Below are 25406 nucleotides of genomic sequence, written 5' to 3'. Positions count from 1 at the left end.
TATTTAATGCTTTATTTGGCATATTTCGAAGCCTTTAATATGACATCCATCAATAGTTTCAGTGTATTATCTGCCTTACTGGTCATAAGCATCTCTGTAAGATTAGAGGACGGAGAACCTGAAATTCTTAAATAATCCAGATCTTCAAATAACTTATCAAAACCAGTTTCTTTATATTGGGGAACGCCCGACATAACCAGCTGCATTATCGGATTAGAAAATATCTGCTTAAAATCTATTATAAAATTGATATCAATTGATTTCCTCCCGACATAACGGGCACTTGAAATATTCTCAACTTTAGGAAGCATTGAGCTTTCAGATAATCCATCCTTATTAGATATGATAAGACCTTTATCTGTTCGCGTAATAAACAGCACTAAATCTTTATCACCAAAGGTCAGTTTATCTGGTTGACTCTCAATAATGAGTGAACTTAACGAACTTTCTTTTAATTCTTCAAGAATGATATCAAGCAACTCTGGAGTTGACTCTACAAATGCACTGAAATTAAAGTCTGGTTTATACAGGTTAAACTCAAGTGAATTCATGGATAAAACAAGATCACCATTTACCGAAGATAGCGCAGCCTTTAGTCTGGATGCGGTAGATTCACCCATACCCATAAAAATACGAGTTATTTGAGGTATATCATTTAAGAAGTTATGCAATTGATCCCCCTTTATCCCCGCTTCTAAATAAAAAAGAGGATTAACGGGTAGATATGAATTCCATGTGCCACGAGTCTTGGTTAAACCAGCATCGAGATTGTCAATATAGGTCTTTGCCTGCTCATCTTGACCATACAGATTTTGAGCAAGCGAAACTTTACCCTTCTCAAAATTCAAGCTCGAACTTGCATAAAGAGAGTTTGCGCAGCAGGTATCATATTTAGAAGAGCAAAATCTGGATTTATAAGACTAAAGGTATTAACTAGCTTTTGAAAGTTTGCCATGTTATAAACCACAACGATATCGTTCTTGGGCTTTAAAACTCCCGACCACACATGGCTCATAAGAGAAGCTTTAGGCTTGGTTATACGATCAATATCAGAACTCGAGGTTAAAACTAAAATATCTTTGTTTACAAATAGATTTGCATTTTTCATCGTTCCCTTATAAAAACGAAAGCCACCCAAATGGGCTACACTATCTGTTTGCTCGTCAAAGATTTCACTTGCCGATAGAGACGCTATTAGTTTTTTATAATCTTTTACTGCGCCATAAAGACTAAACCGTTCTGACGATTTAGATTCTCCATCGACAATAAAGTATAAGGGTTTAGAATAATCCAATCCTGACTGCCAGGGATAATAGAAAAAGGGATTTATAATTGGTCCACTCAGCTTGTTTAGGCCTAACTGACTAAGTACTTTATCTTGAATCTCTTGAGAAGCCAATTTTTTATACTCAGACTTATCCAACATCTGATTGATATTCACACCAACAAGCAGGGTGCTTGATTCAACACCTATAAGAGATTCGTATTTTTGAGAGGCACATGAACTCAGAAGAGCAATAGTTATAATCAGAAAAGATAATCTGATACTTAATTTTGATTTTTTCATTTACGGATTATGGTTTAAAATACTTGTTTTATTGGCTTTACACAAAACAAGAAGCCACTGCTAATATAGTTATTAGCAGTGGCTGAAATACATTATCCTTGCAATATTATTTTACAAATGAGCTAAACTCTTTAGTAATGCAGTTATAAGTTTCAAAGAGTTGTCTTCTTTATTCTTTAAAACAATCTTGGTTTGGGTAGCAGTAGCTGTACCCGAGGCCTCACCATAATCTAGCGTAGAGATGAAGTCAGCTACACCTGGATATTTGTCGGTAGACAAACTAGACAAAGCCATTTGAACCATTGGTATATTTAATATCTTCTGGATATCAAGAACAATGAACATTTCTTCTGATTGCTTATTGTAGTAACGTGATTTGCTAAAATCAGATTCCATCTTCATAGATGGGTTTTCGGAAAGCGCCTGATCTGTAGTTAGAATTATGTGATCACCAGCATTAACTAAATAGACCGTAAAACCACGTTCGGATAGTGTCAAAATATTTTCTGTTTCAAACTGAATAGCAGACATACCATAGTTGGACTCCTTGATTAGTTTTACCAGGAAAGGATAAAGGCTTGGCTTAGCCTCACAAAAAACACTAAAATCAACTGAAGGCTTTAAAAAGTTTATATTTATATCACTTACAGCAAACGTAAATTCACCATCAACACCATCTAAACCCTCTTTAAGTTTATCCAAACTGTCTTCACCAAGTTTATCAGCACTAAGTATACCTGGTAAAACCATCTCTAAATAGCTAAGGATCTTATCTCCATGAACAGATGTATTAATATACATAAAAGGATCCGCCGCAATATTAGAAACAAACTTATCTGATGATTTGCCAAATACAGCTGCACTTGCATCTAGGATTTTTTGAGCTTCGGCCGATTCAGACAACATCTTTTGAGAGTAAACAACCTGACCTTTTTCAAAGTTTAAGTTAAAGGATTGGTATAACCCATCAGGGAGATTGACCATACCAGAGAGATTATTGGTTGGATAACCAGCGATTAAGGTTGTAAAAAACTGAGAGATATTTTGAATAAAGTTCGACTGGGCTACCAAAGTAAAATCATCACTATTATTAAAGCTATCCGACCATTTATAAGCTGTCAGGGTTTTACTTGATTCAGTTTTCGATTTTAGATCGTCACTAGAAGTAAGCATAAAAATATCTTTGTTGTACAAAACATTTAGTGGCTGTCCTGAAACATTAGCTACCGCATGGTTGTAATTACCCACTTTCTCAGATTGTAGCTCATACATTGAGTTACTAGCTATATATTTATTGAGTTTACTCAAATCATCAACAGAAAGGTAAATACCCAAATCAAAATCATCTGTCTGGGTTTGACTTAGCACAACATAGGTGTTATTATCACAGTTAAGTCCTGTCTTGCCTGCATCATTAATTAAATCAGCAACAAAGTTCCGGAGTCCTTCTTCTTGGATAGCTCCATATAGCAGTTGAGCTCGAGTGTCTTCTGGTAATAGAGTTTTAATATCAGATTTTGTTAACACCTGATTAAGTTTTATACCAGCCACAAGGCTTTTCTCATTCACCGGGATTAATGTCTCATAGATCGACTTCTTTGATGAGCATGAGGCAAACACACCCACACACAACAGTAGACATAAAGTCTTAAATGAAAGAAATTCTTTTTTCATTGATAACAAGTTATTGGTTTAAAATATTGATCATACTACAGGCGAAAACAGCAGCTGTTTCTGTACGAAGCCTACTATCCCCTAGGCTTATGGGTTGAAAGTCGTACTTGAGAGCCAAGTCAATTTCCTCAGGGCTGAAATCACCTTCAGGTCCTATAAGAATTAAAGCATTGGATCCTGGTTTATAAGCATTTTTTAGGAGTAGTTCATTGCCGTCATAGCAGTGTGCTATAAACTTCTGACCATCAAAAGGCTGACTTATAAACTCTTTAAAACTCAGCATCCCATGAAGTTTAGGTAAATGAGCACGCTTGGACTGTTTCATAGCCGAAACTAGAATCTTCTCTACTCGATCGTCTTTGATTACCTTTCGCTCAGAGAATCGACAGTTTAGGAATGTTAGTTCCGATAAGCCAATCTCGGTACATTTCTCGGCAACCCATTCGTTGCGATCCATATTTTTAGTAGGCCCCATCGCCAAATGAATAGATACAGTAGAGGGTGGAACCTCAGTAGTCTTTAAAATATTAAACAGGCATTTTTTAGGACTTGACAGTGCTATCTCGGCCTCGTATAAGCCTCCTAACCCATCGACTAAATCAATTCGATCTCTTTCAACCAGGCGTAGAACCCTAGAACAATGACGAGCTTCCTCTAGAGGAAGCTCATTACTTTTTAATATATCGGGTGTATAAAATATTGGCATAAAAATTTATTCTAATTCGGCTATTTGGTCTCTCAAAACAGACGCCAACTCATAATCTTCCTGACTGATGGCCTTGTCTAACTGATTTTGAAGGTCTTCTTTTGATGGAGTAAGAGGTTTTGGCTCATCAGTGAGCATAACCTTATCAACATCAAGAACAACTTCAATACTCTCAGCCTCTAAGATTTCCTGATCTATATAAATAGGAACATTAAAACGTAGGGCTAAGGCTATCGCATCAGAAGTTCGTGAATCAACTCGCGTAAACTGATTTTCCTTATTTAGATAAATATGCGAAAAATAGATTCCACCTTCTACCTTATAAATCACAACACGAGTCAAGTTTCCATCCAAAAACTGAATGCAAGTAGTCATCAAGTCGTGAGTCAAAGGGCGTAAGTTAGGAATACCATTAAGTGCACAAGAGATGGAATAAGCTTCTTTCTCACCCACAATAATGGGTATTTGTTGTTTATCCGTATCATCTAATTTCTCCAATAGTAGCACGTAGGCTCCCACTTTAGATTGGCTTTCAAAAACCTGTTTTACTTTTAACTCAACTTCGTTCATCTCAAATTTTAATTTTTTCTGGGTTGTGTTTATATTTAAAGAACATAGCAAATAGCACGGTTACTACTAAAGCGTATGCGGCAAATACAAACCATGAATTTGGCCATCCAATATAATCTACAACAGCCCCTGCAGCATATGATCCTAAAAATGCACCAAAACCGTTGGTCATAATCATAAATAAACCCTGAGCACTCGAGCGAATGGAGTGATCCGTTTCGTTGTCAATAAATAGAGAACCAGATATATTAAAGAAGTCAAAAGCAACTCCATAAACTAACATCGAAAGTACCAACATCCACACACCTTCTCCTGGGTTTCCTGTACCTAAAAGGCCGAAACGTAATACCCAAGCAAACATACTTATCAACATAACATTTTTTATTCCAAATCGTTTAAGGAAAAATGGAATTAACAAAATACAGAGTGTCTCAGAAACCTGAGATAGTGATATTAATGTATTGGCATGGGTTACACCAAAAGTGTCTTTATAGGCAGCTATACCGCCAAAATGTTGTGTTAGGTAGTCGTTTGCAAAAGCATTGGTAATCTGAAGAGATACACCAAGTAGCATACAGAAGATAAAGAATATAGCCATTCTCTTTTGCTTAAACAGCGAGAATGCTTTTAAGCCAAAAGCCTCAACCCAGCTCTGTTGCTCAGAGGGTTTAACCGTTTCACAGTTGGGTAAGGTAAAGGAGTAAACAGCCAGTATTAAGCCAAAAGTAGCGGCAACATAAAGTTGCTTATATGTACTCGTATAGCCTAAAAATTCGACTAAGTTCATTGATATTACAAACCCTACAGTTCCCCAAACCCGAATAGGTGGGAAATGTTTGACCGTATCGAGTCCCGACTTGGCCAAGGAAGCATAAGCTACGGAGTTGGACAGTGCAATGGTCGGCATATAAAAAAACACCGATAAAAGAACATAAGTATACAAGGGGGTATACGTCGTTTCTTGGGCTGCCATAATAAGCAAGACCGCACTTATCAAGTGACTGATCCCAAGCATCTTTTGTGCAGGGATCCAACGATCAGCAATAATCCCAACTATAGCGGGCATAAATAACGATGCTATACCCATGGTGGCATAAAAGCTACCAATCTCTCTACCTGTAAAACCTAATGTTCCACTAAGGTATCCTCCAAACGAAATTAGCCACGAACCCCAAATTGCATATTGCAAAAAGTTCATGATTATCAAGCGATGCTTTATACTCATAGATGCGTTTTTTAGACAAAAATTAGACCTTATGTATAGCTACAAATGTAACCAAATATTTTTTAAGTAAATAGATCTTTCAATATCTATTTTAACTTTCCTTTAAAGTAGTAAAAACTTAGTTATAGGTCAAGTTATCGCTATTTATTTGTGTATTATCGCATTGACATACATCGGCATAATGAATCTGAAAATAGAATGGAGGTTTAAAACAAACGAGCTAGTCGCAGCCTTGCTCCGACTTACTGGTAAGAAGCAAGGGAGTAAGTTCTTTAGAATTCGCAACTTGGAAGAAACAGAAGTTGCTTTGGGGTAGGTACAAAAAAAAAATTGATTGTCTCACGACAACCAATCTTTGTTAACCTTAAATCTAATACCATGAAAAACACAGTACAAATATAAAGATATATGCTTTATAACACAAGTTTGTGCTTGTTTTTACCAACTTATTTAACCTGACTTAACGGGTTTTACAGTTTATATAATAAATCACTCAACATAAAGAACCAAACCCTTAAGATATTCTCCCTCGGGATGATAAACACTTACGGGGTGATCTGCAGGTTGAGTCAACTGGTGCAAAACTCTTACCTTACGTTTTGAGATAGCCGCTGCTGAGAAAATCATAGTTCTAAAATCATCTTTAGAGACAACTTGAGAACAAGAGAAAGTGAAAACAATTCCACCTGGGCGAATTTTCTCAAAAGCTTTAGCGTTTATCTTTCTGTATCCTTGAAGCGCATTACGAAGTGCACTACGGTGTTTAGCAAAAGCTGGAGGGTCGAGAACGATCAAATCGTATTCACTACCCATTCGGTCTAGATATCTGAAGGCATCTTCAGAAAAGGCTTCGTGACGAGGGTCTTGACCAAAATTTAATGCAATGTTCTCATTAGTTAAGTCTATGGCTTTAGCCGAACTGTCAACTGAATGAACCAATTCAGCTCCACCACGCATAGCGTAGAACGAGAATCCTCCTGTATAACAGAACATGTTTAAGACTGCATGACCAGCTGCATATTTTTCAAGCAATGCACGGTTGTCTCTTTGATCAATAAAGAACCCTGTTTTTTGTCCTTTTAGCCAGTCGACATGAAACTTTAATCCGTTTTCCACAGCAACGTTATTTTCATCACCGCCAAGCAAAAAGCCATCAGTTGGATCAAGCTCTGCTTTAAAAGGAAGAGTTGTTTCTGATTTATAATAGACATTCTTCACAACACCATCGGTTGCTTTAAGAATAGACTCAGCTAGGATATTACGCATAAAGTGCATCCCTACTGAATGGGCTTGCAAAACTGCAGTCTCACCATAGACATCAACAATCAGACCAGGAAGGAAATCGCCCTCACCATGAATCAAACGGAACGTATTATTGACTGGATTATCAGCCAAGCCAATTGTTTTACGAAGCTCATAAGCTGCTTTAATACGTGTAAGCCAAAAGTTATCATCAATAGGCTCATCATCAAAACTTAAAACTCGAATAGCAATACTTCCTATCTGATAATGACCTTTTGCTATAAATTCGTTCGAGGCGGTATAAACATCAACTAAGTCTCCCTCGTCTGGCTTGCCGTCAATTTTGGCAATTGCCCCTGAAAATATCCAAGGGTGGAAACGTTGTAATGACTGTTCTTTCTTGGGTTTTAAAAACACTTTATGTGTGGTCATAATTCTATATAATAGATAAAAAAGTAATTATTTATTTGTATTTAGCTCGGTTTGAACCTCAGGAGCTAGCGTATAGTTACCTTTGGCTTTGAGTTCTTCGAGGAGTTTATAGATACGCAGACAGCTCCAAGCATCCATTGCAGCATAACGCTTTTGAGCTTCAGAAAGCTCGGGTGCCTCCCAATTGGATAAACGCTGAGCCTTAGATATTCGCTCTCCAAACAGTATTGCGTAAAGCTTTTGGAGACTCTTGTCTTTAATACCGAAAGGCTTAATAAACTCCTGAAGATCAATACAACTAGCTTGTTTAAAAGGTGCTCGTTTGCGCAACATTAAAAAATCGTCACGAAGCGATAGCCCAATTTTCTTAATCCTAGGATTTTCTAGAAGTTCTACGAGTTCGGGCATTAATCCAAGACTGTTTAGTCTAAACAGAAAGCAGGTTGATTCAGAAGAGATTTGAAGTAGAGCTACCTTATGCGAAATACCTTTAACAAAAGCTGGGCGTGTTTCACTGTCAATCCCCAATAATGGCTGCTCATTGAGGTGTTTTAGAGCCGAAACAGCATCAGCTTTAGTCTGGACAACCTCGATTGCTACAGAGAATTTAGCTTCGGGAAGTTGCTTCATTTGTTCTTTTGAAATGCTTCTGTGTAATATCATTTTATTATTTTCAATAGTTAAAATAGAAGATCATCTTCGAAGGGTTCTTCGTTATAAAGATCTTCATCATCACCCTCTGGGTTAGTTGTATTATACTTGATGTCGTGCAAAGCTCTTAGTGAATTAACTAAGCGTTGCCCCCAGTATTCAGCAAAATTATTCTTGCATCTTACCAATGCATCGTGCATGGTTTGGTTAAAGCCAAGCTGAAAGATAAACACAAAATTCTTTAGATCTTGATAAATATCGGCTAAGTCTTCCGAAACATTTTTCTTGATTGGAGTATCACTATAACGCATTTCGGGAAGAAACACCTCAAGATAGTCATCCTTGTCCGCCAAAACCGAAGCTATATTTATTCGAATAATCTCATAAACCTCTTCGGATACGAAGTGTTCCAAATCTTCTTCTTCAATAGCTACACAAGGGGGTAAGAGATTGGCCTTAAGATAGAGTAGAGGCAACATTTTTAACGAAGTATCTACAAACTCGTCTTTGCTTAAAGTCTCGGTTCTCTCAAGAAAACCACAGGTTTCAGCAGCAACAGTGACAAACTCGATCACGTTTTTATCAAAAATAACAAGGCTATCTTTTTCCATTAGGTAATTGTAATTATTTGGACAAAGGTAAGAAAAACTAATGATAGCTAATAAAAAGGTACAGCCTTTAACTATACTTAGAAGATAGTTTTAGACGAAGTTTTATGACTCAAGGGTTTTAGATTTAATCCAAACCCAACCCTGAATTGCAATATTCAGATTATATTTGTATTGTTTAATATAAAGATTGTATCTTAAATAATTACTACTTTTGCACAAAGTAAATCAAATAAAAATCAGGCAATGGCAAACTCCATATCCGACGACAATACAACAGAATCAACCTCTTGGATCAAAAGAATAAAGGCTTTTTTAGGCAATGAAATTGTACATTTCATTTTCGGCCTATTCTTAATTATGTTTACGTTATACATGCTCATAACTTACCTCTCTTTTTTTATAACTGGGGGGGCAGATCAGAGCATACTCGAAAACTTAAATGAAGCGGGTTTAAATGCTGCTGACAAAGAAGTTAATAATGCTGGAGGTGAAAAAGGTGCACAACTAGCCAATTGGCTAACTAATGGAACATTTGGTGCAGCTTCGATTTTTATTATCGCATTTACGGCTGCTGCAGGTATTCGCCTGATGAAAGTTAGAGCATTAAACATGTGGAGGTGGTTTATTGGCAGCAGCATGTTGCTTATTTGGTTTTCAATATTTCTGGGTTACTATTTCTTTGACCTCTATAAAGACACTTATTTCTATTTAGGAGGTAAGCACGGCTATCACACCAGTGAATGGCTTAGCGCTCAAATTGGAGCTAGTGGATTAACTATCCTTTTGGTGATTACAGCACTCTACATGATAATATTCTTCAACAAAAAGTTTATTCATCAGATTCGAGATTTCTTCAAGGGCAAGTACTTCCCAAAAATGAAGAGAAACCAAGACAAGAAGAACGAAGACAAACAGGATACCTTAGCCGATGACGGTGGATTTACACCAGAAGACGATGAGAGCAGTTCTGCAAACTTCATTCAAGAGTTTACACCAGCAGCGAAGACTGAGCCAACTTCAACTTTACCAAAAACACAAGAAAAAGAAGAGGACAAGCCAACTTGCAATAACGAAATAGAACTAACCCTAAATCCTCAAAAGAAACCAAACAAGCCGCAAACTGGCGAAGTGAGTTTTGAGGTATCGGGAACCACTACTCCACATCAGGAACCTGCCCCTACTCAAGATGGCCCCTCATTTGAGGTTGAAGCCAAACAAGACGATTTGGTGGGTTCTCTTAACCAACCCTACAACCCCAAACTCGACCTAGAACATTACAAATTCCCTACGCTCGACATGATGAAGTTCTTCGAAAATAACGAACCAACCGTTAATATGGAAGAGCAGAATATGAATAAAAATAAGATTATCAATACACTCCGAAGTTTTGGTATTGAGATTACGACCATAAAAGCCACAGTCGGCCCTACAGTGACCCTCTACGAAATTACACCAGAACAAGGGGTGCGTATTTCTAAAATCAGAGGGCTTGAAGACGATATTGCCTTAAGCTTAGCAGCACTAGGGATACGTATTATTGCACCAATTCCAGGCAAGGGAACCATCGGTATTGAGGTACCAAACGAGAACCCAAAAATCGTATCGGGACAATCCATTATCGGTAGCAAAAAATTTCAATCCTGTACCTACGACCTACCCATTGCATTCGGAAAGACTATTACAAACGAGGTATTTGTGGTCGACTTATGCAAGATGCCTCACGTGCTAGTAGCTGGAGCAACGGGGCAAGGTAAATCAGTAGGGCTAAATACGATCATTACTTCCCTACTCTACAAGAAACATCCTGCCGAATTGAAGTTTGTCTTGATTGACCCTAAAAAGGTTGAGTTTAGTATTTACTCGGCCATTAAGCACCACTACCTAGCGCAACTACCAGACGCTCAAGACCCTATCATTACAGATGTTACCAAAGTGGTCCAAACACTTAACTCGGTTTGTATTGAGATGGATAGTCGTTACGACTTGCTAAAGATTGCAAAGGTGCGTAACATTAAAGAGTACAATGAGAAGTTTATCAACAGAACATTGAACCCTGAGAAAGGACATAAATTCATGCCATACATCGTGGTAATCATTGATGAGTTTGGTGATTTAATTATGACTGCTGGTAAAGAGATAGAGTTACCAATTGCACGTATTGCACAGCTGGCTCGTGCAGTAGGTATCCATATGGTTATAGCGACACAACGTCCTACAACAAATATTATTACAGGAACAATTAAAGCTAACTTCCCGGCTCGTGTAGCCTTTAGGGTATCGTCAATGATGGACTCAAGAACCATTTTAGACCGCCCAGGGGCCAATCAACTTATTGGTAAAGGTGATATGCTATTCCTACAAGGAGCAGATCCCATTCGTGTACAATGTGCCTTTATTGATACCCCCGAGGTCGAAAATATCACGAAGAATATTGCTCAACAACAGGGTTACACCACTCCTTTCTATCTGCCTGAATACACCTCCGAAGAGAGTAAAGCAGCACTCGGAGAGGTTGATCCAAGCCGCTTAGACCCCTTATTCGAAGAGGCTGCTCGAATGATTGTTATACATCAGCAAGGTTCAACCTCACTGATTCAACGAAAATTCTCTATTGGCTATAACCGAGCAGGTCGAATAATGGACCAGTTAGAGAAGATGGGAATCGTTGGTCCAAGTGAAGGCAGTAAAGCACGCCAAGTTTTCTGTCAAGATGAGATGGATTTGGAGCAACGTTTGAACAATTAACAATTAGAATCGTTATAAGTAAGCATATGAAAACATGGGTAACACTGGGGTTAATTATCTTGTCATTTACGACAGGGTTCTCACAAAAAGACAAAGAAGCTAAAAACCTCCTCGACAGAACAACAGCACTGTTTACGGAAGATAAAGGAGTGGAAGTTTCTTTTAATACGTCAAGTTATCAACAGGGTGTACTTAAAGGTAAAACCGAAGGCAAACTCTATCTAAAGAAAGAGAGCTTTGTGATTCAGACCACTGAGATGCAAACTTGGTATGATGGAAAAACCCAATGGAGTTTAATCTTTGAGATGGAAGAGGTTAATGTATCGAACCCAACCGAAGAAGAGCTCCAACAGATCAACCCTTATCGACTCTTAAATTTATATCGTAAAGGATACTCCTACCAACTAGGGGAGAAAATTGCAGATCGTCAAGAGGTTGTGCTTAAGGCTCAAGACAAGAATAAAGAGTTTCAAACCATTACCGTGTGGGTAAACACCAAACTCTATGAACCTAGTTCGTTCGAGGTTGTTCTAAAAGATGGTACGGTCAATAAAGTGGGAATTAAACAAATCAAAAAAAACTTGATACTAAAGGATGGTCTCTTCAAGTTCCACGAATCACAGTACCCCGATGCTGAAATTATTGATTTACGTTAAACAAAATATAAAGAAAAGATATGGCAAACATAGAAAAAGTGAGATGCTTAATTATTGGTTCTGGCCCTGCAGGGTACACTGCTGCTATTTATGCAGGTCGTGCTAATATTGCACCTGTGATGTACGAAGGACTTCAACCAGGTGGACAATTAACTACTACTACTGAAGTTGAAAACTTCCCTGGATATCCAGAAGGAATTACTGGCCCAGAACTAATGGAAGATCTTAAAAAACAAGCTGAACGCTTTGGAGCAGATATTCGTTTTGGTCTAGCTACTAAAACAGATTTATCTAAGGCTCCTTACAAAGTTACTATTGATGATGACAAAGTAATCGAAGCTGATTCTATTATTATTGCAACAGGTGCGACTGCAAAATACCTCGGACTTGAGGATGAAAAGAAATACATGGGTATGGGCGTTAGTGCTTGTGCTACTTGTGATGGTTTCTTCTACCGAAAGAAAACAGTTGCTGTTGTCGGTGGTGGAGACACAGCTTGCGAAGAGGCACTTTACTTAGCAGGACTTGCAGATAAAGTATATTTAGTTGTTCGTAAGCCTTTCTTACGCGCATCTAAGATAGTACAAGAACGTGTAAGCAATAATCCTAAGATTGAACTATTGCTCGAACACAACGCTGTTGGACTCTATGGAGACAAAGGTGTTGAAGGTGTTCACTTGGTAAAAAGAATGGGCGAAACAGACGAAGAGCGCTACGATTTACCTATTGATGGCTTCTTCCTTGCAATTGGTCATAAACCCAATTCAGATATCTTCAAACCATTCATCGAGACAGATGAAATTGGCTATATCAAAACAATTGACAAATCACCTAAGACTACTGTACCTGGTGTATTTGCTGCTGGTGATGTTGCTGACCCACATTACCGCCAAGCTATTACTGCAGCAGGCACAGGTTGTCAAGCAGCGTTAGAGGTTGAAAGATACTTATCAGAAAAAGGTTTGTAGGTCTAACATATAGACTTTACTTCTAAATAATAAAACCCCCGTTCATTGAACTCCTAGAGTTTAGATGAACGGGGGTTTTATTATAGTAACCTAAACCAGTTGGTCTTTAGGGTAATTAATCAGATAAAGATTTTCTGTCGATCGAGTAAATGCTGTATATAGCCAACGCAGATAATCGGATGTCAATCCATCGGGGTTAACATAACCTTGATCCAAAAACACATTCTTCCACTGCCCACCTTGCGCTTTATGCCCCGTAATGGCATAAGCATATTTTACTTGCAAAGCATTAAAATGGGGATCATCTTTGATCTTTTTATAGCGCTCACGTTTTAACGAAATATCTTGATAGTCTTCGAGCACAGCATGAAAAAGTTTTTCTTGTTCAGCTCTTGAAAGAGCAGCTGTTTCGGTATGCAAAGCGTCAAGTAGAAGTTTCACATCCATCTCATAATTATTTTGATCGGGAAAAGAGACCGTAGCATCGGCAAATCGAAAACCATACAACTCATAAGTTCCGCGAAGTCGAACAATCTCAATAATCTCACCATTGGCGATAAACTCCATACCTTTATGCTCTTTAGCCCAAAAGTAATTGTTCTTATTGACCATCAATAAGTCGCCTGTGTTGAGTTCATCTTCACGGTAAAGCACGGTAGAACGAATTCCTTTATTGTACAAATTAGCTCTTTTGTTCGACCGACAAATCACGATAGACTCCCCCATTCCATCTCGACTATAAGCGGAGTTTATCTCTTCTATCAAATCCATCCCTGAGATGTTTTTAATATCTGTAAAGTCGTGCAAGTCAATCTTCGGAAGCTCAAGACTATCTTCTGAGGCCAATTGATTTCGAAGCTGAGTTGCATTAAACAAAATACCCGAATCGCGATCTTGACGAACAACATCAGTGAGCTCAAACTCTGTAATATCTAAATTGTAACTCTCGAGCTGCGAGGCCGATAGAGCAGGGCTTTGCTCCTCTCCAACAGGAGGAAGCTGAGCCGTATCACCCATCAAGATCAACCGACAATTCGTTCCACTATAAACATAGCTAATCAGGTCATCAAGTAACCTACCCGAACCAAATGAAACACCCCCATAACCTTGATTAGCAATCATCGAAGCTTCATCAACGATAAAAACTGTATGCCCGTGAAGATTAGGAGATAACTCAAAGTTACTCTCATCACTACCAAACTGTTTTTCACGATAAATCTTTTTATGAATTGTGAAAGCAGGATAATCTGCATAGAGGGAAAAGACTTTAGCAGCTCTACCTGTAGGTGCTAAGAGGACAACCTTTTGCTTAAGCTCCAACAAGGTCTTTACTAATGCTCCAACCAGCGAAGTCTTACCAGTACCGGCATAACCTCTAAGTAAAAACAGCTGATTTAATTTCACGCTCGTTAAATACTGTGAGAATAACGTGATTAACTGATCTTGCTGGGAAGTTGGAGTATGTTCAAAGTTTTCTTTTATTTTTTTAGAGAAAAAAGTATATATCATCATATTAGCTAGAAAAAGTTTTTCCTTTCTATCGTTTTATCGATTAATTTATTCTAAATTTGCACATACGAATATAAACTAAAAATAATACATATCATGAAGAAAGTAACCAATGTCGTATTAGCGGTATGTGCGGTAGTTTTACTTTACATGTGCTATTCGAGTATCATGGGACCAATTAATTTCGAGAAGGAAAAAGCCAAAAGAGAGAAAGCGGTTGTTGCTCGATTAATCGATATTAGAGAAGCACAGCTTGAATACCGCAAGCAATTTAATCATTATGCTAATGAATTCGATAGTTTAATTGATTTTATTCAGAATGGTTACCTACACACCGTAGTTAAAGAAGGTGAATTAACAGACGTACAGAGAGAAGCTGGTATTACTGAAACTAAAGCTGTTGCAATGATCAACAAAGCTAAGAAAACTGGCGACTGGAAGGAAGTTGAGAAAAACGGCTTAACAAACTTCAGACGTGATACAATCAACGTTCCTGTATTGAGCAGTTTATTCCCTAAAAACTTTAAAGCAGACTCAATTCAATATGTACCTTTCACTGAAGGTGCTAAATTCGAGCTTTCGGCTAAAGTTGATACAATACAATCTGGTCCTGCTAGATTCTTCCAAGCACAAACTCCTTACCAAGTTTACCTAAAAGGTCTTGACGAGCAAGAAATCAATAACATGATTTACATGCGTCAACAACTTGACAGATACCCTGGATTACGTGTTGGATCTATGGAAGAGCCTATCACAACAGGAAACTGGGAGTCTCTATAGTCATAGAGTACAATATAACGCTGCTTAAGCGAGCAGTTTAAACTTTAAGATATGTCTCCATTAACTACTATTCAAAAAGTGGATTTTAGCAAATCGGAACAATATACATTATCCATCCGTATTAATACGGATGGATTTTCTTTTTCTATATTTAATCCCATAGCAGAGAATCCTTATACTTTATTTAAATTAAGCATTAATCCCAAACAACCCCTAATTGCTAACTTCAAGGATAAAGTCACTAACTACCCCTTCCTTAGTCAACTGTATAAACGAGTAAATATTGTCATTGGCGACACTAAAGCAATAGTACACCCAACAGCCTTATTTACATCGGAGATAGCTGAAGAACTTTATTTTTATGGACAGAAGGTATTGTCTCCCAATACCAAAATAGTTTATAACAATATCGAGACGAGCAAATTAACAGTCATTTACGGCATCAATAAAGGGTTGTATAAGTTTCTTAACGAACACTTTAGAAACCCACGTTTCTTCTCACAAACGACACCTTTACTGGCCTACTTTGCTCAAAGAAGCAAAGAAAGTGCGACCTTAAAGATGTTCGTGCAATTCCAACGCGATGCCATACATATATTTTGCCTCAACAGAGGTAAACTAACATTAACAAACTCATTTAACACCTCAGAAATTAGCAATCAAGTCTATTATATACTCTATATATGGAAACAACTAAACTACGAGCAACAGCGTGATGAGTTATATCTTTCGGGTGCACTAGGCGATAAAGAAGAGCTCATCAAACAGCTAGAAAAGTATATACAACATCTATCAATCATAGATACACCCGATTTTATCGATTTAAAAGCAATAAATTTATGCGAGTTATAAGCGGTCTTTACAAACGTAAAATGTTTACAGTCCCTAAAAATTTCAAGGCAAGACCTACAACAGATTTTGCCAAAGAAAACCTATTTAATGTGCTAGTGAACAACTATATTGACTTCGATTCCGAGAACATTACTGCCTTAGATTTATTTGCAGGCACAGGAAGTATCAGCATTGAGTTATTATCTCGTGGGTGTCAACAAGTAGTAAGTGTTGAGAAAGATCCCAAACACTTAGCCTTTATTCGTAAAGTTATGGATGAGGTTAAAACAGACAAATGCATTCCTATTCGAGCTGATGTATTCAAGTTTATTGGCAAATCACACCAAGCATTTGATTTTATATTTGCTGACCCTCCTTACGAGCTCAAAGAGATGGAGACAATCCCTCAACGAATATTCGATGCTGGTATGCTTAAGAAAGGTGCAATACTAGTATTTGAGCACGGAAAAGATCACGACTTTTCACAACATCCATTCTTCATTGACCACCGAATCTATGGAAGTGTTAACTTCTCTATATTCAGAGAGCAAGAATAGAGAAGATTAAAGCATCGGGGAAAGAATACGAACAATAGATTCGAGTACCCGAACTCTTAATGGGCGCTTTGCCCAGTTTTTGTAGAATATCTCTTCACAGTGGTGCTGATCTTGCAGAAATATATTCTTAAGCTCTATAGCCGCCTTCTTATCATACATAAAGGCATTAACCTCGAAATTATGTTCAAAGCTCCTAAAGTCGATATTTGTAGTGCCTACACTAGCCAATAAGTCGTCTGATACAAGAGTTTTAGCATGCAAGAATCCTGGTTCATAGAGATAGCAGCGTACACCAGCCTTCAACATATCATCAAGAAAAGATCTTGAACCCAAATAAGTCAACTTACTATCCCCTCGCTTGGGAATCATCAACCGAACATCCACACCAGCAAGTGCTGCTGTTTTTAGAGCAACCTGCACAGGTTCTGTTGGTAAGAAATAGGGGGTTTGGATATAGAAGTACTCCTTTGCCTGCCCAATGGCCAAAATCATACCTTGCATAATTTCACGCCAAAGCCCAATGGGTTCACTCGTCACAATCTGACAAAGTGTAGTACCTGCATTATCAATATGCGGGAAGAACTTAGCCGAAGACAGTAATGTATGGTCAACAAAATACCAGTCGACCAAGAAAGCAGTCTGAAGACCATGAACAGCCTTACCTTTGATCATAATGTGAGCATCTTTCCAAGTTCCACCCCACTTTAGACCTTTAATATAGCGATCGGCAATATTCATTCCTCCCACAAACCCTACTTGTCCATCAATTACCACAATCTTGCGATGGTTACGATAATTGACCTTACTTGTAAATAGTGGAAAGCGAACTTTAAGATAGGCGCGCACCTCAATGCCTGCATAGCGCATTTCATCAAAAAACTTATTGGGTACGCTCCAACAACCCACATCATCATAGATCACACGAACGGTAACACCTTCTTTGGCCTTATCAATTAAGACATCACGTATCAAATGCCCCAAAGCATCATTTTCAAAAATATAATAGTTTAGGTGGATATGTTCTTTAGCCTTGTAGAGCTCCCTTATCAGGCTTTGAAATTTATCAGCTCCATTGGTATAAAAAGAGATCGCATTGCCCTCATAAGGAAAAGACTGGTTAATTCGTTTGAATAAAGAGACCAACGTCTGATAAGAGGTTGGCAGTTCAATGGATTCTTGAGCCAAGTACTGACCTCTGGGCTTTTTGAGAAGGTTACCATAGCTCTTATTATTTATGATGCGCTCTCGTCGCTGATCTTGTCCAAAAAAGAAGTAGATAATCAGCCCTATAAAAGGAACGAAAATAAGCACAAGCAACCACGCAATTGTTTTAAGGGGATTACGGTTATCTAGTATCAAAACAAAGATAGTCCCCAAAATAATTGTGAAGTAAATGATATTAAATAAAGTCCCTGCTAAATTAACAAAGGCAAAATTCCACTCAATCATATCTGTACAGCTTATAAACAAATGTAAATAAAAAAGCGACTGAAACAACTATAAGTTAACAGATATTATACCTCTGATCAGTAGTGTCGTACTCTTCTGGGACCCCCTCTACCAGGTCGACCTCCCTCGTTTGGCTGCTTTCCCCCTCCAAAGGTGTTGAGTTTGTAGATAAAGTGCACCATAAAGAAGTTGGTAATTTCGTTGTACTCCGTGTCTTGACGCATACTAGCCGATATAGAACGAGAAAGGTTACTACGTTGTTTCAAAATATCGAACATTTGTACACTAATCGTTGCCTGTTTACTCTTTAAGAAGTTCTTAGAAAGCTCTATGTTCCAGATTAACTCGTTACGGTCTAAACCCTGACTATATCCCGACTTGATAGCATAAGTTGCATCGGTCGAAAAGCTAAGATCCCAAGGGATTTTGATGTTAGAGTTAACCATAAAATTGTAGTCAAATGTCTCCCTATCACTTTGCGATTGCATTGTATTGGATATTTTAGAATATCGCACACCAGGATTAAGCCCCATTTCGAACCAATCGTTACGGAAGTTCAAATTCAAGTTTTGATTAAGCCTCAGGTTTCGCGTGCTGTTCTTTTCGGCTTCACTCTTAGGATCAAGCGACATATAACCAACAATATTATTGTAGTTAAGTCGAGAGTTCGTAGCAAAAGTAAACTTTTTGTTTTTAAATGGTGTGGTAAAGTTAAATGAACCACCTGCACTCCAGTTGCCGTTAATGTTTTCGGGACGAGTTGTTTTCCCCCCAGTTTCGGGATCATAAACTACCATTGTACTCACGCTATTCATCGTGTTTCTAAAATAAGCGTGAGCAGAAATACTACGTTGAGACTTAGAGAAATAGGTATTGTAAAAAGCCATAAAGTAATTGACGTAACCGGGTTTTAAACCAGGATTACCCTCACGAATATTCAGAGGATTCGTAACGTCTTTAATCGGAATCAGGTCGAGCATACTGGGTTGCTGTGTATTACCTCGATATATAACCCTCAAGAAACTTTGCTTGTGAAACTGATACTTCAAATTAAAGGTTGGAGTAAAGTTGACTACCGTACGCACTGTATCAATTAGCTTTTTAGACTGATCGTACTGAAGTCTGTTTTTTTGAGGTTGAAGAGTGAAACCAATATTATAGTTATACTTCTCACGAACCGTATTAAACTTCAAGCTAACCTCATGGTTGTCGTAATAGTTGCGAGCAAGTTTACTCAAGTCAGGATCAAAGTAGTCAGTAATATCATCACCCTCGAGATAGTTCTCCAGCCGGTAACTCCTACGATCTGACTTATTATAAGTCTTATTATAGCTATAAGAGAATTGTAAAAAACGCTGTGTAAATATAGGTTCCGAATAATTAACTTCAACCTTATAACTGTAGTTATCATTAGTGTTTTTAGTCAAGAGATCACGTTCATTACGCTTATCTGTCTTATAATATTCAATCAGCGAATAGTCGTTTCCATCGGTCTTGATATCTCCATAAGAGAAGTTTAAGTTTACACCTATATTTCTTCCTTTATCGCTAAGCCTTCTATTGACAAGCATATTGGTACCAAAACCCAGGTTATCACCTTTACTGTTCGAGTAGGTTGTACTTTTGTTTATAGCCTGACCGTCTTGAAGCATTTGCTCCCAATGCTCAAAATTGTCAATATCTCCAGTTAGTGTCTCTCCATCACCATGACGCTTAGTCTTAGAATAATTAACCCATGGAAGAAACATAATATTCGTCATTGAGTCGGGCTTCCACTCCACACGAAAATTAGAGCTAAACCGTTTATCACGATTTATGTCGTTAGAATAGCCCTTCGAATAAGACGATCCACTTTGGAGAAAGGTCTCTGCAGTAGTTTGTGACTGTGTGTCGCGCTCAGAGTCTCTAAAATCAACACTTCCACCAAGCTCAACTTTCTTTCGTGTAAGACTAAAGTTAATACCTCCCGACTTTGTATCCTCCATTCCTCCACCACCATACCAGCGACGTCCACCTCCAACAGAGGCATCACGTACGTTGTTAAAGTTAAAGACTCCCGTTAGTTGGTCTCCATCAACAAACCTATTAAGCATTCCCTTAGCAGTATATCGGTCGTGATTACCTGCTGCAATATCAGCATTACCAAACCAACCTTGGTTCTTACCCTTCTTAACGGTTAGGTCTAAAACAGTTTCTTCTTCTCCGTCATCAATCCCTGTAATTCGAGTTTTGTCACTCTTTTTATTATAAGATTTAATATTGTCAATAATATCAACTGGTAAGTTTTTCAACGCTAAATCGGGATCTTTGGTAAAAAACTCTTTACCATCAACCATAATTTTGGTTATTTCTTGACCATTAATAGTGATTTTACCCTCATCATCGACCTGTGCTCCTGGTAATTTCTTAACAAGCTCCTCAAGCATCGCATTTTGGGATACACGATATGCAGAGGTGTTAAAAACCAATGTATCTGCCGATACTGTAACCTGCGGAGCTTCTGCAGTAACTTCTGCTCCAGCTAAGAGAATGGCATCAGAGTTCATTTTTATCTTACCCAAGTTCGTTTTTTCTTTTAAAGTCGACTTGGATACCGACTGTGTATAAGGTTTATACCCTACATAAGACACCTTAACTAAGTAATTTGCGGCATTTAATCCAGGCAAGAAAAACTTACCGTTGGAATCCGTCATCACTCCCTTAACAAAGGTACTATCAGGTAGAGTCAAAAGTTGCACAGTAGCACCTTCAACCATCTCATCAAACTCTTCATCAATGACTTGACCGTAGATTTCATATTTCCTCGACTGACCAAAAACAGAGAAACTCAGAGATAAGAAAGCCGCAAAGAGCAAAATTTTATTTATGGAAATCATAAATTAGGGTATATCTAGTTAGTAACGTTTGTCTATTAGACTTGCATTAACTTAAAAGGTTTAAAAGATGTTCTGTTATTTATCGCTTAGAGATCGTAAAATACTCAAAACAAGCATTGCTTAAGATCAAAAATACAAGAAAGGAAGATCCGTCAGTATAAGTCAAATCTTGTGATATAATGTGCAGAAACATATCGGCAAAGAGATAAATAGTTGTAAGGATAAGACCAAATACAATTGATTTTTCTCTATACACACTCATAGAGGTTTTATTGTTGCGTTTGGCAAAAAGCATTAATAGCGCTCCAAAAATCAAAACCAACTTTACTGAAACCTTCACCAACAATAGGTTATCGTCTGTTAAGACATTTAGATAAAATAAGAGTAACGGAAATGACAAAGCAAAGATTAAAACTAAATAGCCCAAAGCTCTGCAATAGGATGGAAATAAAGCTCTCATAGATTCTGTTTATAAGTCGTTAGTCTTAACAAAGATAGCAAAAGGCCATATAAAACTCTGGGAAGAGAAGATTAATGCCGAGGAAACTCTTATTTTCAAAGCATAATTTCAATAATAAAGCTGTAAAACATATCTTTGTTATATTACTAAGAATTATTTTAAACCTCATGGAACGTCAATCTCTAATTATAACTACCAATCTTCGAGAAGATTTAACTCGTCAAATCGAAAGAATCAATCCTGATAAGATTTTTATTCTTACCGATACGAATACATACAAGCACTGTTTGCCTGCCATACAAGATCACCCACTTCTGCAAGAAGCGAATATCAGTACAATCCCCTCGGGCGATAATAATAAGACAATTCAGTCGCTAATGTTCGTATGGAAGAATCTTAGCTCACAGGGAGCTTCGAGAAGATCTTTGCTGATTAATATTGGAGGAGGGATGATTTCGGACTTAGGTGCTTTTGGTGCAGCGACCTTTAAGAGAGGAATGCATTGTATTAATATCCCAACAACCTTGTTATCCATGGTAGATGCTTCACTAGGTGGCAAGACGGGCATCAACTTCAATGGTTTAAAGAACGAAGTGGGTGCATTTTACGATGCCGATGCTGTTCTTATTGACATGCAGTTTTTAAAGAGCTTGGATAAAGAAAACAACTTATCAGGCTATGCCGAAATGCTAAAGCACGGACTTATCTATAAGGTGGAACACTATGACCAATTAATTAATTTTAGCTTCGATGCTCCTATTGATTATGAAACTCTGGCTATGCTGGTCGAAGAGTCAATTGCGGTTAAAGAGTTCTATGTAACACAAGACCCTCACGAAAAAGGATTACGAAAAATCTTAAACTTAGGTCATACAATAGGTCATGCTTTTGAGAGCCATGCCCTACATACCGACCGTCCAATATTACATGGTTATGCAATAGCGTGGGGCTTAATCTGCGAGCTTTATATAGCACATAAACAATGTGGTTTCCCACGTGAGGAACTAAAGCCAATCATCGACTTAATAAAATCCCGATACGGAGCCTTCTTTATTGAGTGCAAGGAGTACGAACAGCTTTATGAGTATATATTGCACGACAAAAAGAATACGAAAGGTGAAGGTATCATCAATATGCCACTACTCAAAAGCAGAGGTGAGGTTTCGCTTGATGAGGTAGTCGAAAAGGAACTTATTTTTGAGAGCTTCGACTTCTACAGAGACTTCATGGGGATATAATATACTTGTAATGAATAGCTTACTTAGCAAAAGAAATTATTTGTCAATCATAGTTTGTTATTCATTATTAAATGCATTAATTTCGCAATCGCAATACGAAAGTATAGCGGGGTGTGGCTCAGCCCGGTTAGAGTGCGCGTCTGGGGGGCGCGAGGTCGCTGGTTCGAATCCAGTCACCCCGACCATACAAAAACGGCAGTTAGATTAGTTTCTACCTGCCGTTTTTGTTAATATATAATTCTTAGCTTTCCGCTTCTCTACACAGGTATAGATCACAGATAATTTATTCAGCTAACAGTGAAATCGAATACATACATGTATGCCCCCTCTCCATCGGGACTATTAAATAAAAAACAATATTCTCCATTAGCTATAGGTTTATCAAAATATACTTTGTAAACTCCATCACGAACTTCCTCAAATTCAACCGCAGCATCTACATCATCTGCAGTTCCCATAGTCATCCCTGAATAAGCATTAATTTTACCAACTGAGAGTTCTCTTGTCTTTTTCTTCTTTTTAAACTTAGCCAAAATAATATCACTAGGGGTATCGGATGCGTAGAACATATAATATTTTATTTCTTGGCTCAACTTGACTTCATCCTGATAATAAAAGTAAAACACAGGTGTATTACTTACAACATTAGACGATGTTGCACCAGGATATATTTTTCTAATTGATGTACTAGCTATACCCATACTAAATGCTGACCCAAGTGTATTGACTTTAGTTTTAGTGTAGCGTATAGGTTCTATTTTCTTAAGCCCTAAATCTGTTTCATAATATACTCCGATACTGTCTCTTTGTGCATATCCAATTAATGGAATGAGTATTGCTAGTGCAAATAATAGCGTTTTTTTCATAATCTTTATTTTTGTATATATTACTATGAGCTTACTTTAAGAAAAACAAGCAACAAACAGCATTAAATATAAACAAAGTAACACTATGAATCATAATATAAACACTAAACTTTCCTCCTTACTCCCACTAACCAAACGACTTACTCATTTGTCCTAAACCACCCTTTGGTTTTAACATAGATCAAGGACTTCTTGAATTAGGCCAATTAAAGGGCTTCTAAGCTATTGTTATTCAGTCGAAGTTTGTACTTTTGCAAAATCTAAAAAAATGAATTGAGTTATGAACAAGGGGTTATTAGCCTTAGCTTTTGGGACTTTAGGGTTGGGAATTACAGAATTTGTAATGATGGGAATCCTTACGGATGTCGCTACTAACTTCAATATCGACATAAATACTGCAGGGAACCTCATCTCAGCCTATGCATTGGGAGTATGTTTTGGAGCTCCTATCCTTATTTTAGCAAGAAAAAACCCACTCAAACATATTCTACTTGCATTGGTGTCTATTATGGTAGTGGGAAATATAGCAGCTACTTTCGCACCCAATTACGAAACGTTATTAATTGCCCGTTTTTTCTCTGGCTTGCCTCATGGAGCCTATTTTGGAGTCGGATCTATTGTGGCCTCTAGCCTTGCACCCGAAGGTAAAAAGTCACTAGCAGTTGCCATAATGATTGCTGGCATGACTGTTGCTAACCTTATTGGAGTGCCACTAGGCACACTCTTAAGCCTTCATTTTTCATGGCGAATTATCTTCTTTTTTGTTGCTATTTGGGGCATTTGGGTATTCTACAGCATTTGGAAATGGCTACCACACGTCAACAGTCTACCCGACACAGGGATTAAGGGGCAGTTTGCTTTCCTGAAATCGCCTGCTCCATGGCTTTTGATTTTGGCAACCATGGTAGGTAACGGTAGTATCTTCTGTTGGTATAGCTATGTTACCCCACTCTTTACAAATGTCGCCGGATTTTCGGCCAGCTCAATGACCTATATTATGATTCTTGCAGGGTTAGGTATGGTAATAGGCAACTTAATTAGTGGACGACTATCGGATATCTACACCCCAAGAAAAGTAGCTCTTTGCGTACAAGGGATGGTTGTTTTTATCTTAATAGGATTATTTCTCTTCGTATCTCAACCGTGGATAGCCGTAATTTTATTGTTCCTCTCAACATCGGCTCTCTTTGCACTCTCAAGCCCTCAGCAAATCCTACTCATTAAGTTTTCAAAAGGAGGCGAATTACTTGGGGCAGCGAGTGTCCAAATCGCATTTAACTTAGGCAACGCTCTAGGTGCTTACCTAGGTGGTACGAGTATTGGTTTGGGATATAGCTACGAATACACAGCCTTGTTTGGAATCCCATTAGCCCTGATAGGATTTCTGGCTTTAACTACATTTCGGAAACATTATGCTGGAACTAAATCTTAATTAAATTCAAATAAAACTGGAAGTTATATTACAGAGAAGTTATATCTTCGCTAAAAATAAACACAATATTACTATGCTACTCATTGCAATACTAGTTCCTTGGCTCTCTTTTTTTATGAGAGGAAAAATATTTGCAGGTCTACTCTGCCTCATACTACAAATAACCCTGATTGGGTGGTTGCCAGCTGCTATTTGGGCCGTATCATCGCGAGTACAAGCCAGAAATAGAGCAGATGTGGAAAGACTGGTTAGAGAACTTAACCGTCAAAAAACAAATTAAAATATTTATCGGTCTCTTGTTTTTAAAAAATAAGCCTTATATTGCCAAAATAAAGAATTAAAGTTATGGGATTTAAGAACC

General features: G+C 37.9%; 24 protein-coding genes and 1 tRNA gene. 11 read left to right on the top strand and 14 right to left on the bottom strand.

Going from position 1 to position 25406, the window contains the following annotated elements:
• Nucleotides 1-11 precede the first annotated feature (11 nt).
• The 6 genes from B091_RS0106110 to B091_RS0106085 form a co-directional block, all read right to left on the bottom strand.
• Nucleotides 12-848: a DUF4836 family protein gene (locus B091_RS0106110; protein ID WP_018109130.1), complete on the bottom strand. Its 837-nt coding sequence runs from the start codon at nucleotides 846-848 to the stop codon at nucleotides 12-14.
• The gene (locus B091_RS0106105) at nucleotides 845-1567 is read right to left on the bottom strand and encodes a DUF4836 family protein (RefSeq protein ID WP_018109129.1); all 723 of its coding nucleotides are present in this window, start codon (nucleotides 1565-1567) and stop codon (nucleotides 845-847) included. The genes B091_RS0106110 and B091_RS0106105 overlap by 4 nt, the downstream gene beginning before the upstream one ends.
• 111 nt (nucleotides 1568-1678) lie before the next feature.
• Nucleotides 1679-3241, bottom strand: a complete 1563-nt coding sequence (locus B091_RS0106100) for a DUF4836 family protein (RefSeq protein WP_018109128.1) — start codon at nucleotides 3239-3241, stop codon at nucleotides 1679-1681.
• 10 nt (nucleotides 3242-3251) lie between these two features.
• On the bottom strand, nucleotides 3252-3947 hold the full coding sequence (locus tag B091_RS0106095; RefSeq protein ID WP_018109127.1) for a 16S rRNA (uracil(1498)-N(3))-methyltransferase: 696 nt from the start codon (nucleotides 3945-3947) through the stop codon (nucleotides 3252-3254).
• A 6-nt stretch (nucleotides 3948-3953) separates the two neighbouring features.
• Nucleotides 3954-4517 (bottom strand): bifunctional nuclease family protein, encoded by a 564-nt coding sequence (locus B091_RS0106090; protein WP_018109126.1) that lies wholly within the window; start codon nucleotides 4515-4517, stop codon nucleotides 3954-3956.
• Nucleotide 4518: 1 nt separating this feature from the next.
• The gene (locus tag B091_RS0106085; protein WP_018109125.1) at nucleotides 4519-5742 is read right to left on the bottom strand and encodes a nucleoside permease; all 1224 of its coding nucleotides are present in this window, start codon (nucleotides 5740-5742) and stop codon (nucleotides 4519-4521) included.
• A gap of 181 nt (nucleotides 5743-5923) precedes the next feature.
• On the opposite strand from B091_RS0106085, the gene B091_RS12925 reads away from it, so the two are divergent.
• Entirely contained in the window at nucleotides 5924-6058 is a 135-nt protein-coding gene (locus tag B091_RS12925) for a hypothetical protein (RefSeq protein WP_018109124.1), read from the top strand.
• A gap of 173 nt (nucleotides 6059-6231) precedes the next feature.
• Here the strand turns inward: B091_RS12925 and B091_RS0106075 are convergent, their stop codons facing one another.
• The 3 genes from B091_RS0106075 to B091_RS0106065 are packed head-to-tail and all read right to left on the bottom strand — an operon-like array spanning nucleotide 6232 to nucleotide 8678.
• Nucleotides 6232-7416, bottom strand: coding sequence for a class I SAM-dependent rRNA methyltransferase (locus tag B091_RS0106075; RefSeq protein WP_018109123.1), 1185 nt, complete (start codon nucleotides 7414-7416; stop codon nucleotides 6232-6234).
• 27 nt (nucleotides 7417-7443) lie between these two features.
• Nucleotides 7444-8079, bottom strand: coding sequence for a 3'-5' exonuclease (locus B091_RS0106070; protein ID WP_018109122.1), 636 nt, complete (start codon nucleotides 8077-8079; stop codon nucleotides 7444-7446).
• 17 nt (nucleotides 8080-8096) lie between these two features.
• Complete coding sequence (locus tag B091_RS0106065; RefSeq protein ID WP_018109121.1) at nucleotides 8097-8678, bottom strand: DUF5063 domain-containing protein; 582 nt, start codon at nucleotides 8676-8678, stop codon at nucleotides 8097-8099.
• A gap of 243 nt (nucleotides 8679-8921) precedes the next feature.
• Here B091_RS0106065 and B091_RS0106060 point away from each other — a divergent pair, with 243 nt between their 5' ends.
• Genes B091_RS0106060 through trxB form a run of 3 tightly spaced genes read left to right on the top strand, consistent with a single transcriptional unit; the run spans nucleotide 8922 to nucleotide 13047 of the window.
• Nucleotides 8922-11423 carry an FtsK/SpoIIIE family DNA translocase gene (locus tag B091_RS0106060; protein WP_018109120.1) on the top strand — a complete coding sequence of 834 codons (2502 nt, stop codon included), beginning with the start codon at nucleotides 8922-8924 and terminating at the stop codon, nucleotides 11421-11423.
• 26 nt (nucleotides 11424-11449) lie between these two features.
• The gene (gene lolA1, locus B091_RS0106055) at nucleotides 11450-12079 is read left to right on the top strand and encodes an outer membrane lipoprotein periplasmic chaperone LolA1 (protein WP_018109119.1); all 630 of its coding nucleotides are present in this window, start codon (nucleotides 11450-11452) and stop codon (nucleotides 12077-12079) included.
• Between the two features lie 20 nt (nucleotides 12080-12099).
• Complete coding sequence (gene trxB, locus B091_RS0106050; RefSeq protein ID WP_018109118.1) at nucleotides 12100-13047, top strand: thioredoxin-disulfide reductase; 948 nt, start codon at nucleotides 12100-12102, stop codon at nucleotides 13045-13047.
• A 90-nt stretch (nucleotides 13048-13137) separates the two neighbouring features.
• Here trxB and B091_RS0106045 read toward each other — a convergent pair whose 3' ends face one another.
• Entirely contained in the window at nucleotides 13138-14556 is a 1419-nt protein-coding gene (locus B091_RS0106045) for an ATP-dependent DNA helicase (protein ID WP_025069377.1), read from the bottom strand.
• 96 nt (nucleotides 14557-14652) lie between these two features.
• Here B091_RS0106045 and B091_RS0106040 point away from each other — a divergent pair, with 96 nt between their 5' ends.
• The 3 genes from B091_RS0106040 to B091_RS0106030 are packed head-to-tail and all read left to right on the top strand — an operon-like array spanning nucleotide 14653 to nucleotide 16724.
• Entirely contained in the window at nucleotides 14653-15336 is a 684-nt protein-coding gene (locus tag B091_RS0106040; RefSeq protein ID WP_025069376.1) for a hypothetical protein, read from the top strand.
• A 51-nt stretch (nucleotides 15337-15387) separates the two neighbouring features.
• Nucleotides 15388-16188 (top strand): DUF3822 family protein, encoded by an 801-nt coding sequence (locus tag B091_RS0106035; RefSeq protein WP_018109115.1) that lies wholly within the window; start codon nucleotides 15388-15390, stop codon nucleotides 16186-16188.
• On the top strand, nucleotides 16176-16724 hold the full coding sequence (locus tag B091_RS0106030; RefSeq protein WP_018109114.1) for an RsmD family RNA methyltransferase: 549 nt from the start codon (nucleotides 16176-16178) through the stop codon (nucleotides 16722-16724). The genes B091_RS0106035 and B091_RS0106030 overlap by 13 nt, the downstream gene beginning before the upstream one ends.
• Nucleotides 16725-16730: 6 nt before the next feature.
• On the opposite strand, the gene cls is transcribed toward B091_RS0106030, so the two are convergent.
• The 3 genes from cls to B091_RS0106015 form a co-directional block, all read right to left on the bottom strand.
• Nucleotides 16731-18173: a cardiolipin synthase gene (cls, locus tag B091_RS0106025; protein WP_018109113.1), complete on the bottom strand. Its 1443-nt coding sequence runs from the start codon at nucleotides 18171-18173 to the stop codon at nucleotides 16731-16733.
• 77 nt (nucleotides 18174-18250) lie between these two features.
• On the bottom strand, nucleotides 18251-21049 hold the full coding sequence (locus B091_RS0106020; RefSeq protein ID WP_018109112.1) for a TonB-dependent receptor: 2799 nt from the start codon (nucleotides 21047-21049) through the stop codon (nucleotides 18251-18253).
• Nucleotides 21050-21128: 79 nt separating this feature from the next.
• Nucleotides 21129-21509, bottom strand: a complete 381-nt coding sequence (locus B091_RS0106015; protein ID WP_018109111.1) for a hypothetical protein — start codon at nucleotides 21507-21509, stop codon at nucleotides 21129-21131.
• A 167-nt stretch (nucleotides 21510-21676) separates the two neighbouring features.
• Between B091_RS0106015 and aroB the strand changes: the two genes are divergently transcribed.
• The gene (gene aroB / locus B091_RS0106010) at nucleotides 21677-22747 is read left to right on the top strand and encodes a 3-dehydroquinate synthase (protein ID WP_018109110.1); all 1071 of its coding nucleotides are present in this window, start codon (nucleotides 21677-21679) and stop codon (nucleotides 22745-22747) included.
• A gap of 107 nt (nucleotides 22748-22854) precedes the next feature.
• A tRNA-Pro gene (locus B091_RS0106005) sits at nucleotides 22855-22932 on the top strand.
• 102 nt (nucleotides 22933-23034) lie between these two features.
• On the opposite strand, the gene B091_RS0106000 is transcribed toward B091_RS0106005, so the two are convergent.
• A complete protein-coding gene (locus B091_RS0106000; RefSeq protein ID WP_018109109.1) occupies nucleotides 23035-23613 on the bottom strand; it encodes a hypothetical protein in 579 nt (192 codons plus the stop codon).
• A 280-nt stretch (nucleotides 23614-23893) separates the two neighbouring features.
• On the opposite strand from B091_RS0106000, the gene araJ reads away from it, so the two are divergent.
• Nucleotides 23894-25045 (top strand): MFS transporter AraJ, encoded by a 1152-nt coding sequence (gene araJ, locus B091_RS0105995; RefSeq protein WP_018109108.1) that lies wholly within the window; start codon nucleotides 23894-23896, stop codon nucleotides 25043-25045.
• Nucleotides 25046-25118: 73 nt separating this feature from the next.
• Nucleotides 25119-25325, top strand: coding sequence for a YqaE/Pmp3 family membrane protein (locus tag B091_RS0105990; protein ID WP_018109107.1), 207 nt, complete (start codon nucleotides 25119-25121; stop codon nucleotides 25323-25325).
• The last annotated feature ends 81 nt before the right edge of the window (nucleotides 25326-25406 follow it).

Origin of the sequence: Bacteroides propionicifaciens DSM 19291 = JCM 14649 (genome assembly GCF_000375405.1) — a bacterium.
GTDB classification, from domain to species: Bacteria; Bacteroidota; Bacteroidia; order Bacteroidales; family Bacteroidaceae; genus Bacteroides_E; species Bacteroides_E propionicifaciens.
This window is presented reverse-complemented; position numbering and strand designations above follow the sequence as displayed.

What these genes read in the sequence shown, in the direction of transcription:
- B091_RS0106105 (WP_018109129.1), bottom strand. Translation starts at nt 1,567, where the DNA reads ATGAAAAAATCAAAATTAAGTATCAGATTATCTTTTCTGATTATAACT.
- B091_RS0106100 (WP_018109128.1), bottom strand. Translation starts at nt 3,241, where the DNA reads ATGAAAAAAGAATTTCTTTCATTTAAGACTTTATGTCTACTGTTGTGT.
- B091_RS0106095 (WP_018109127.1), bottom strand. Translation starts at nt 3,947, where the DNA reads ATGCCAATATTTTATACACCCGATATATTAAAAAGTAATGAGCTTCCT.
- B091_RS0106090 (WP_018109126.1), bottom strand. Translation starts at nt 4,517, where the DNA reads ATGAACGAAGTTGAGTTAAAAGTAAAACAGGTTTTTGAAAGCCAATCT.
- B091_RS0106085 (WP_018109125.1), bottom strand. Translation starts at nt 5,742, where the DNA reads ATGAGTATAAAGCATCGCTTGATAATCATGAACTTTTTGCAATATGCA.
- B091_RS12925 (WP_018109124.1), top strand. Translation starts at nt 5,924, where the DNA reads ATGAATCTGAAAATAGAATGGAGGTTTAAAACAAACGAGCTAGTCGCA.
- B091_RS0106075 (WP_018109123.1), bottom strand. Translation starts at nt 7,416, where the DNA reads ATGACCACACATAAAGTGTTTTTAAAACCCAAGAAAGAACAGTCATTA.
- B091_RS0106070 (WP_018109122.1), bottom strand. Translation starts at nt 8,079, where the DNA reads ATGATATTACACAGAAGCATTTCAAAAGAACAAATGAAGCAACTTCCC.
- B091_RS0106065 (WP_018109121.1), bottom strand. Translation starts at nt 8,678, where the DNA reads ATGGAAAAAGATAGCCTTGTTATTTTTGATAAAAACGTGATCGAGTTT.
- B091_RS0106060 (WP_018109120.1), top strand. Translation starts at nt 8,922, where the DNA reads ATGGCAAACTCCATATCCGACGACAATACAACAGAATCAACCTCTTGG.
- lolA1 (WP_018109119.1), top strand. Translation starts at nt 11,450, where the DNA reads ATGAAAACATGGGTAACACTGGGGTTAATTATCTTGTCATTTACGACA.
- trxB (WP_018109118.1), top strand. Translation starts at nt 12,100, where the DNA reads ATGGCAAACATAGAAAAAGTGAGATGCTTAATTATTGGTTCTGGCCCT.
- B091_RS0106045 (WP_025069377.1), bottom strand. Translation starts at nt 14,556, where the DNA reads ATGATATATACTTTTTTCTCTAAAAAAATAAAAGAAAACTTTGAACAT.
- B091_RS0106040 (WP_025069376.1), top strand. Translation starts at nt 14,653, where the DNA reads ATGAAGAAAGTAACCAATGTCGTATTAGCGGTATGTGCGGTAGTTTTA.
- B091_RS0106035 (WP_018109115.1), top strand. Translation starts at nt 15,388, where the DNA reads ATGTCTCCATTAACTACTATTCAAAAAGTGGATTTTAGCAAATCGGAA.
- B091_RS0106030 (WP_018109114.1), top strand. Translation starts at nt 16,176, where the DNA reads ATGCGAGTTATAAGCGGTCTTTACAAACGTAAAATGTTTACAGTCCCT.
- cls (WP_018109113.1), bottom strand. Translation starts at nt 18,173, where the DNA reads ATGATTGAGTGGAATTTTGCCTTTGTTAATTTAGCAGGGACTTTATTT.
- B091_RS0106020 (WP_018109112.1), bottom strand. Translation starts at nt 21,049, where the DNA reads ATGATTTCCATAAATAAAATTTTGCTCTTTGCGGCTTTCTTATCTCTG.
- B091_RS0106015 (WP_018109111.1), bottom strand. Translation starts at nt 21,509, where the DNA reads ATGAGAGCTTTATTTCCATCCTATTGCAGAGCTTTGGGCTATTTAGTT.
- aroB (WP_018109110.1), top strand. Translation starts at nt 21,677, where the DNA reads ATGGAACGTCAATCTCTAATTATAACTACCAATCTTCGAGAAGATTTA.
- B091_RS0106000 (WP_018109109.1), bottom strand. Translation starts at nt 23,613, where the DNA reads ATGAAAAAAACGCTATTATTTGCACTAGCAATACTCATTCCATTAATT.
- araJ (WP_018109108.1), top strand. Translation starts at nt 23,894, where the DNA reads ATGAACAAGGGGTTATTAGCCTTAGCTTTTGGGACTTTAGGGTTGGGA.
- B091_RS0105990 (WP_018109107.1), top strand. Translation starts at nt 25,119, where the DNA reads ATGCTACTCATTGCAATACTAGTTCCTTGGCTCTCTTTTTTTATGAGA.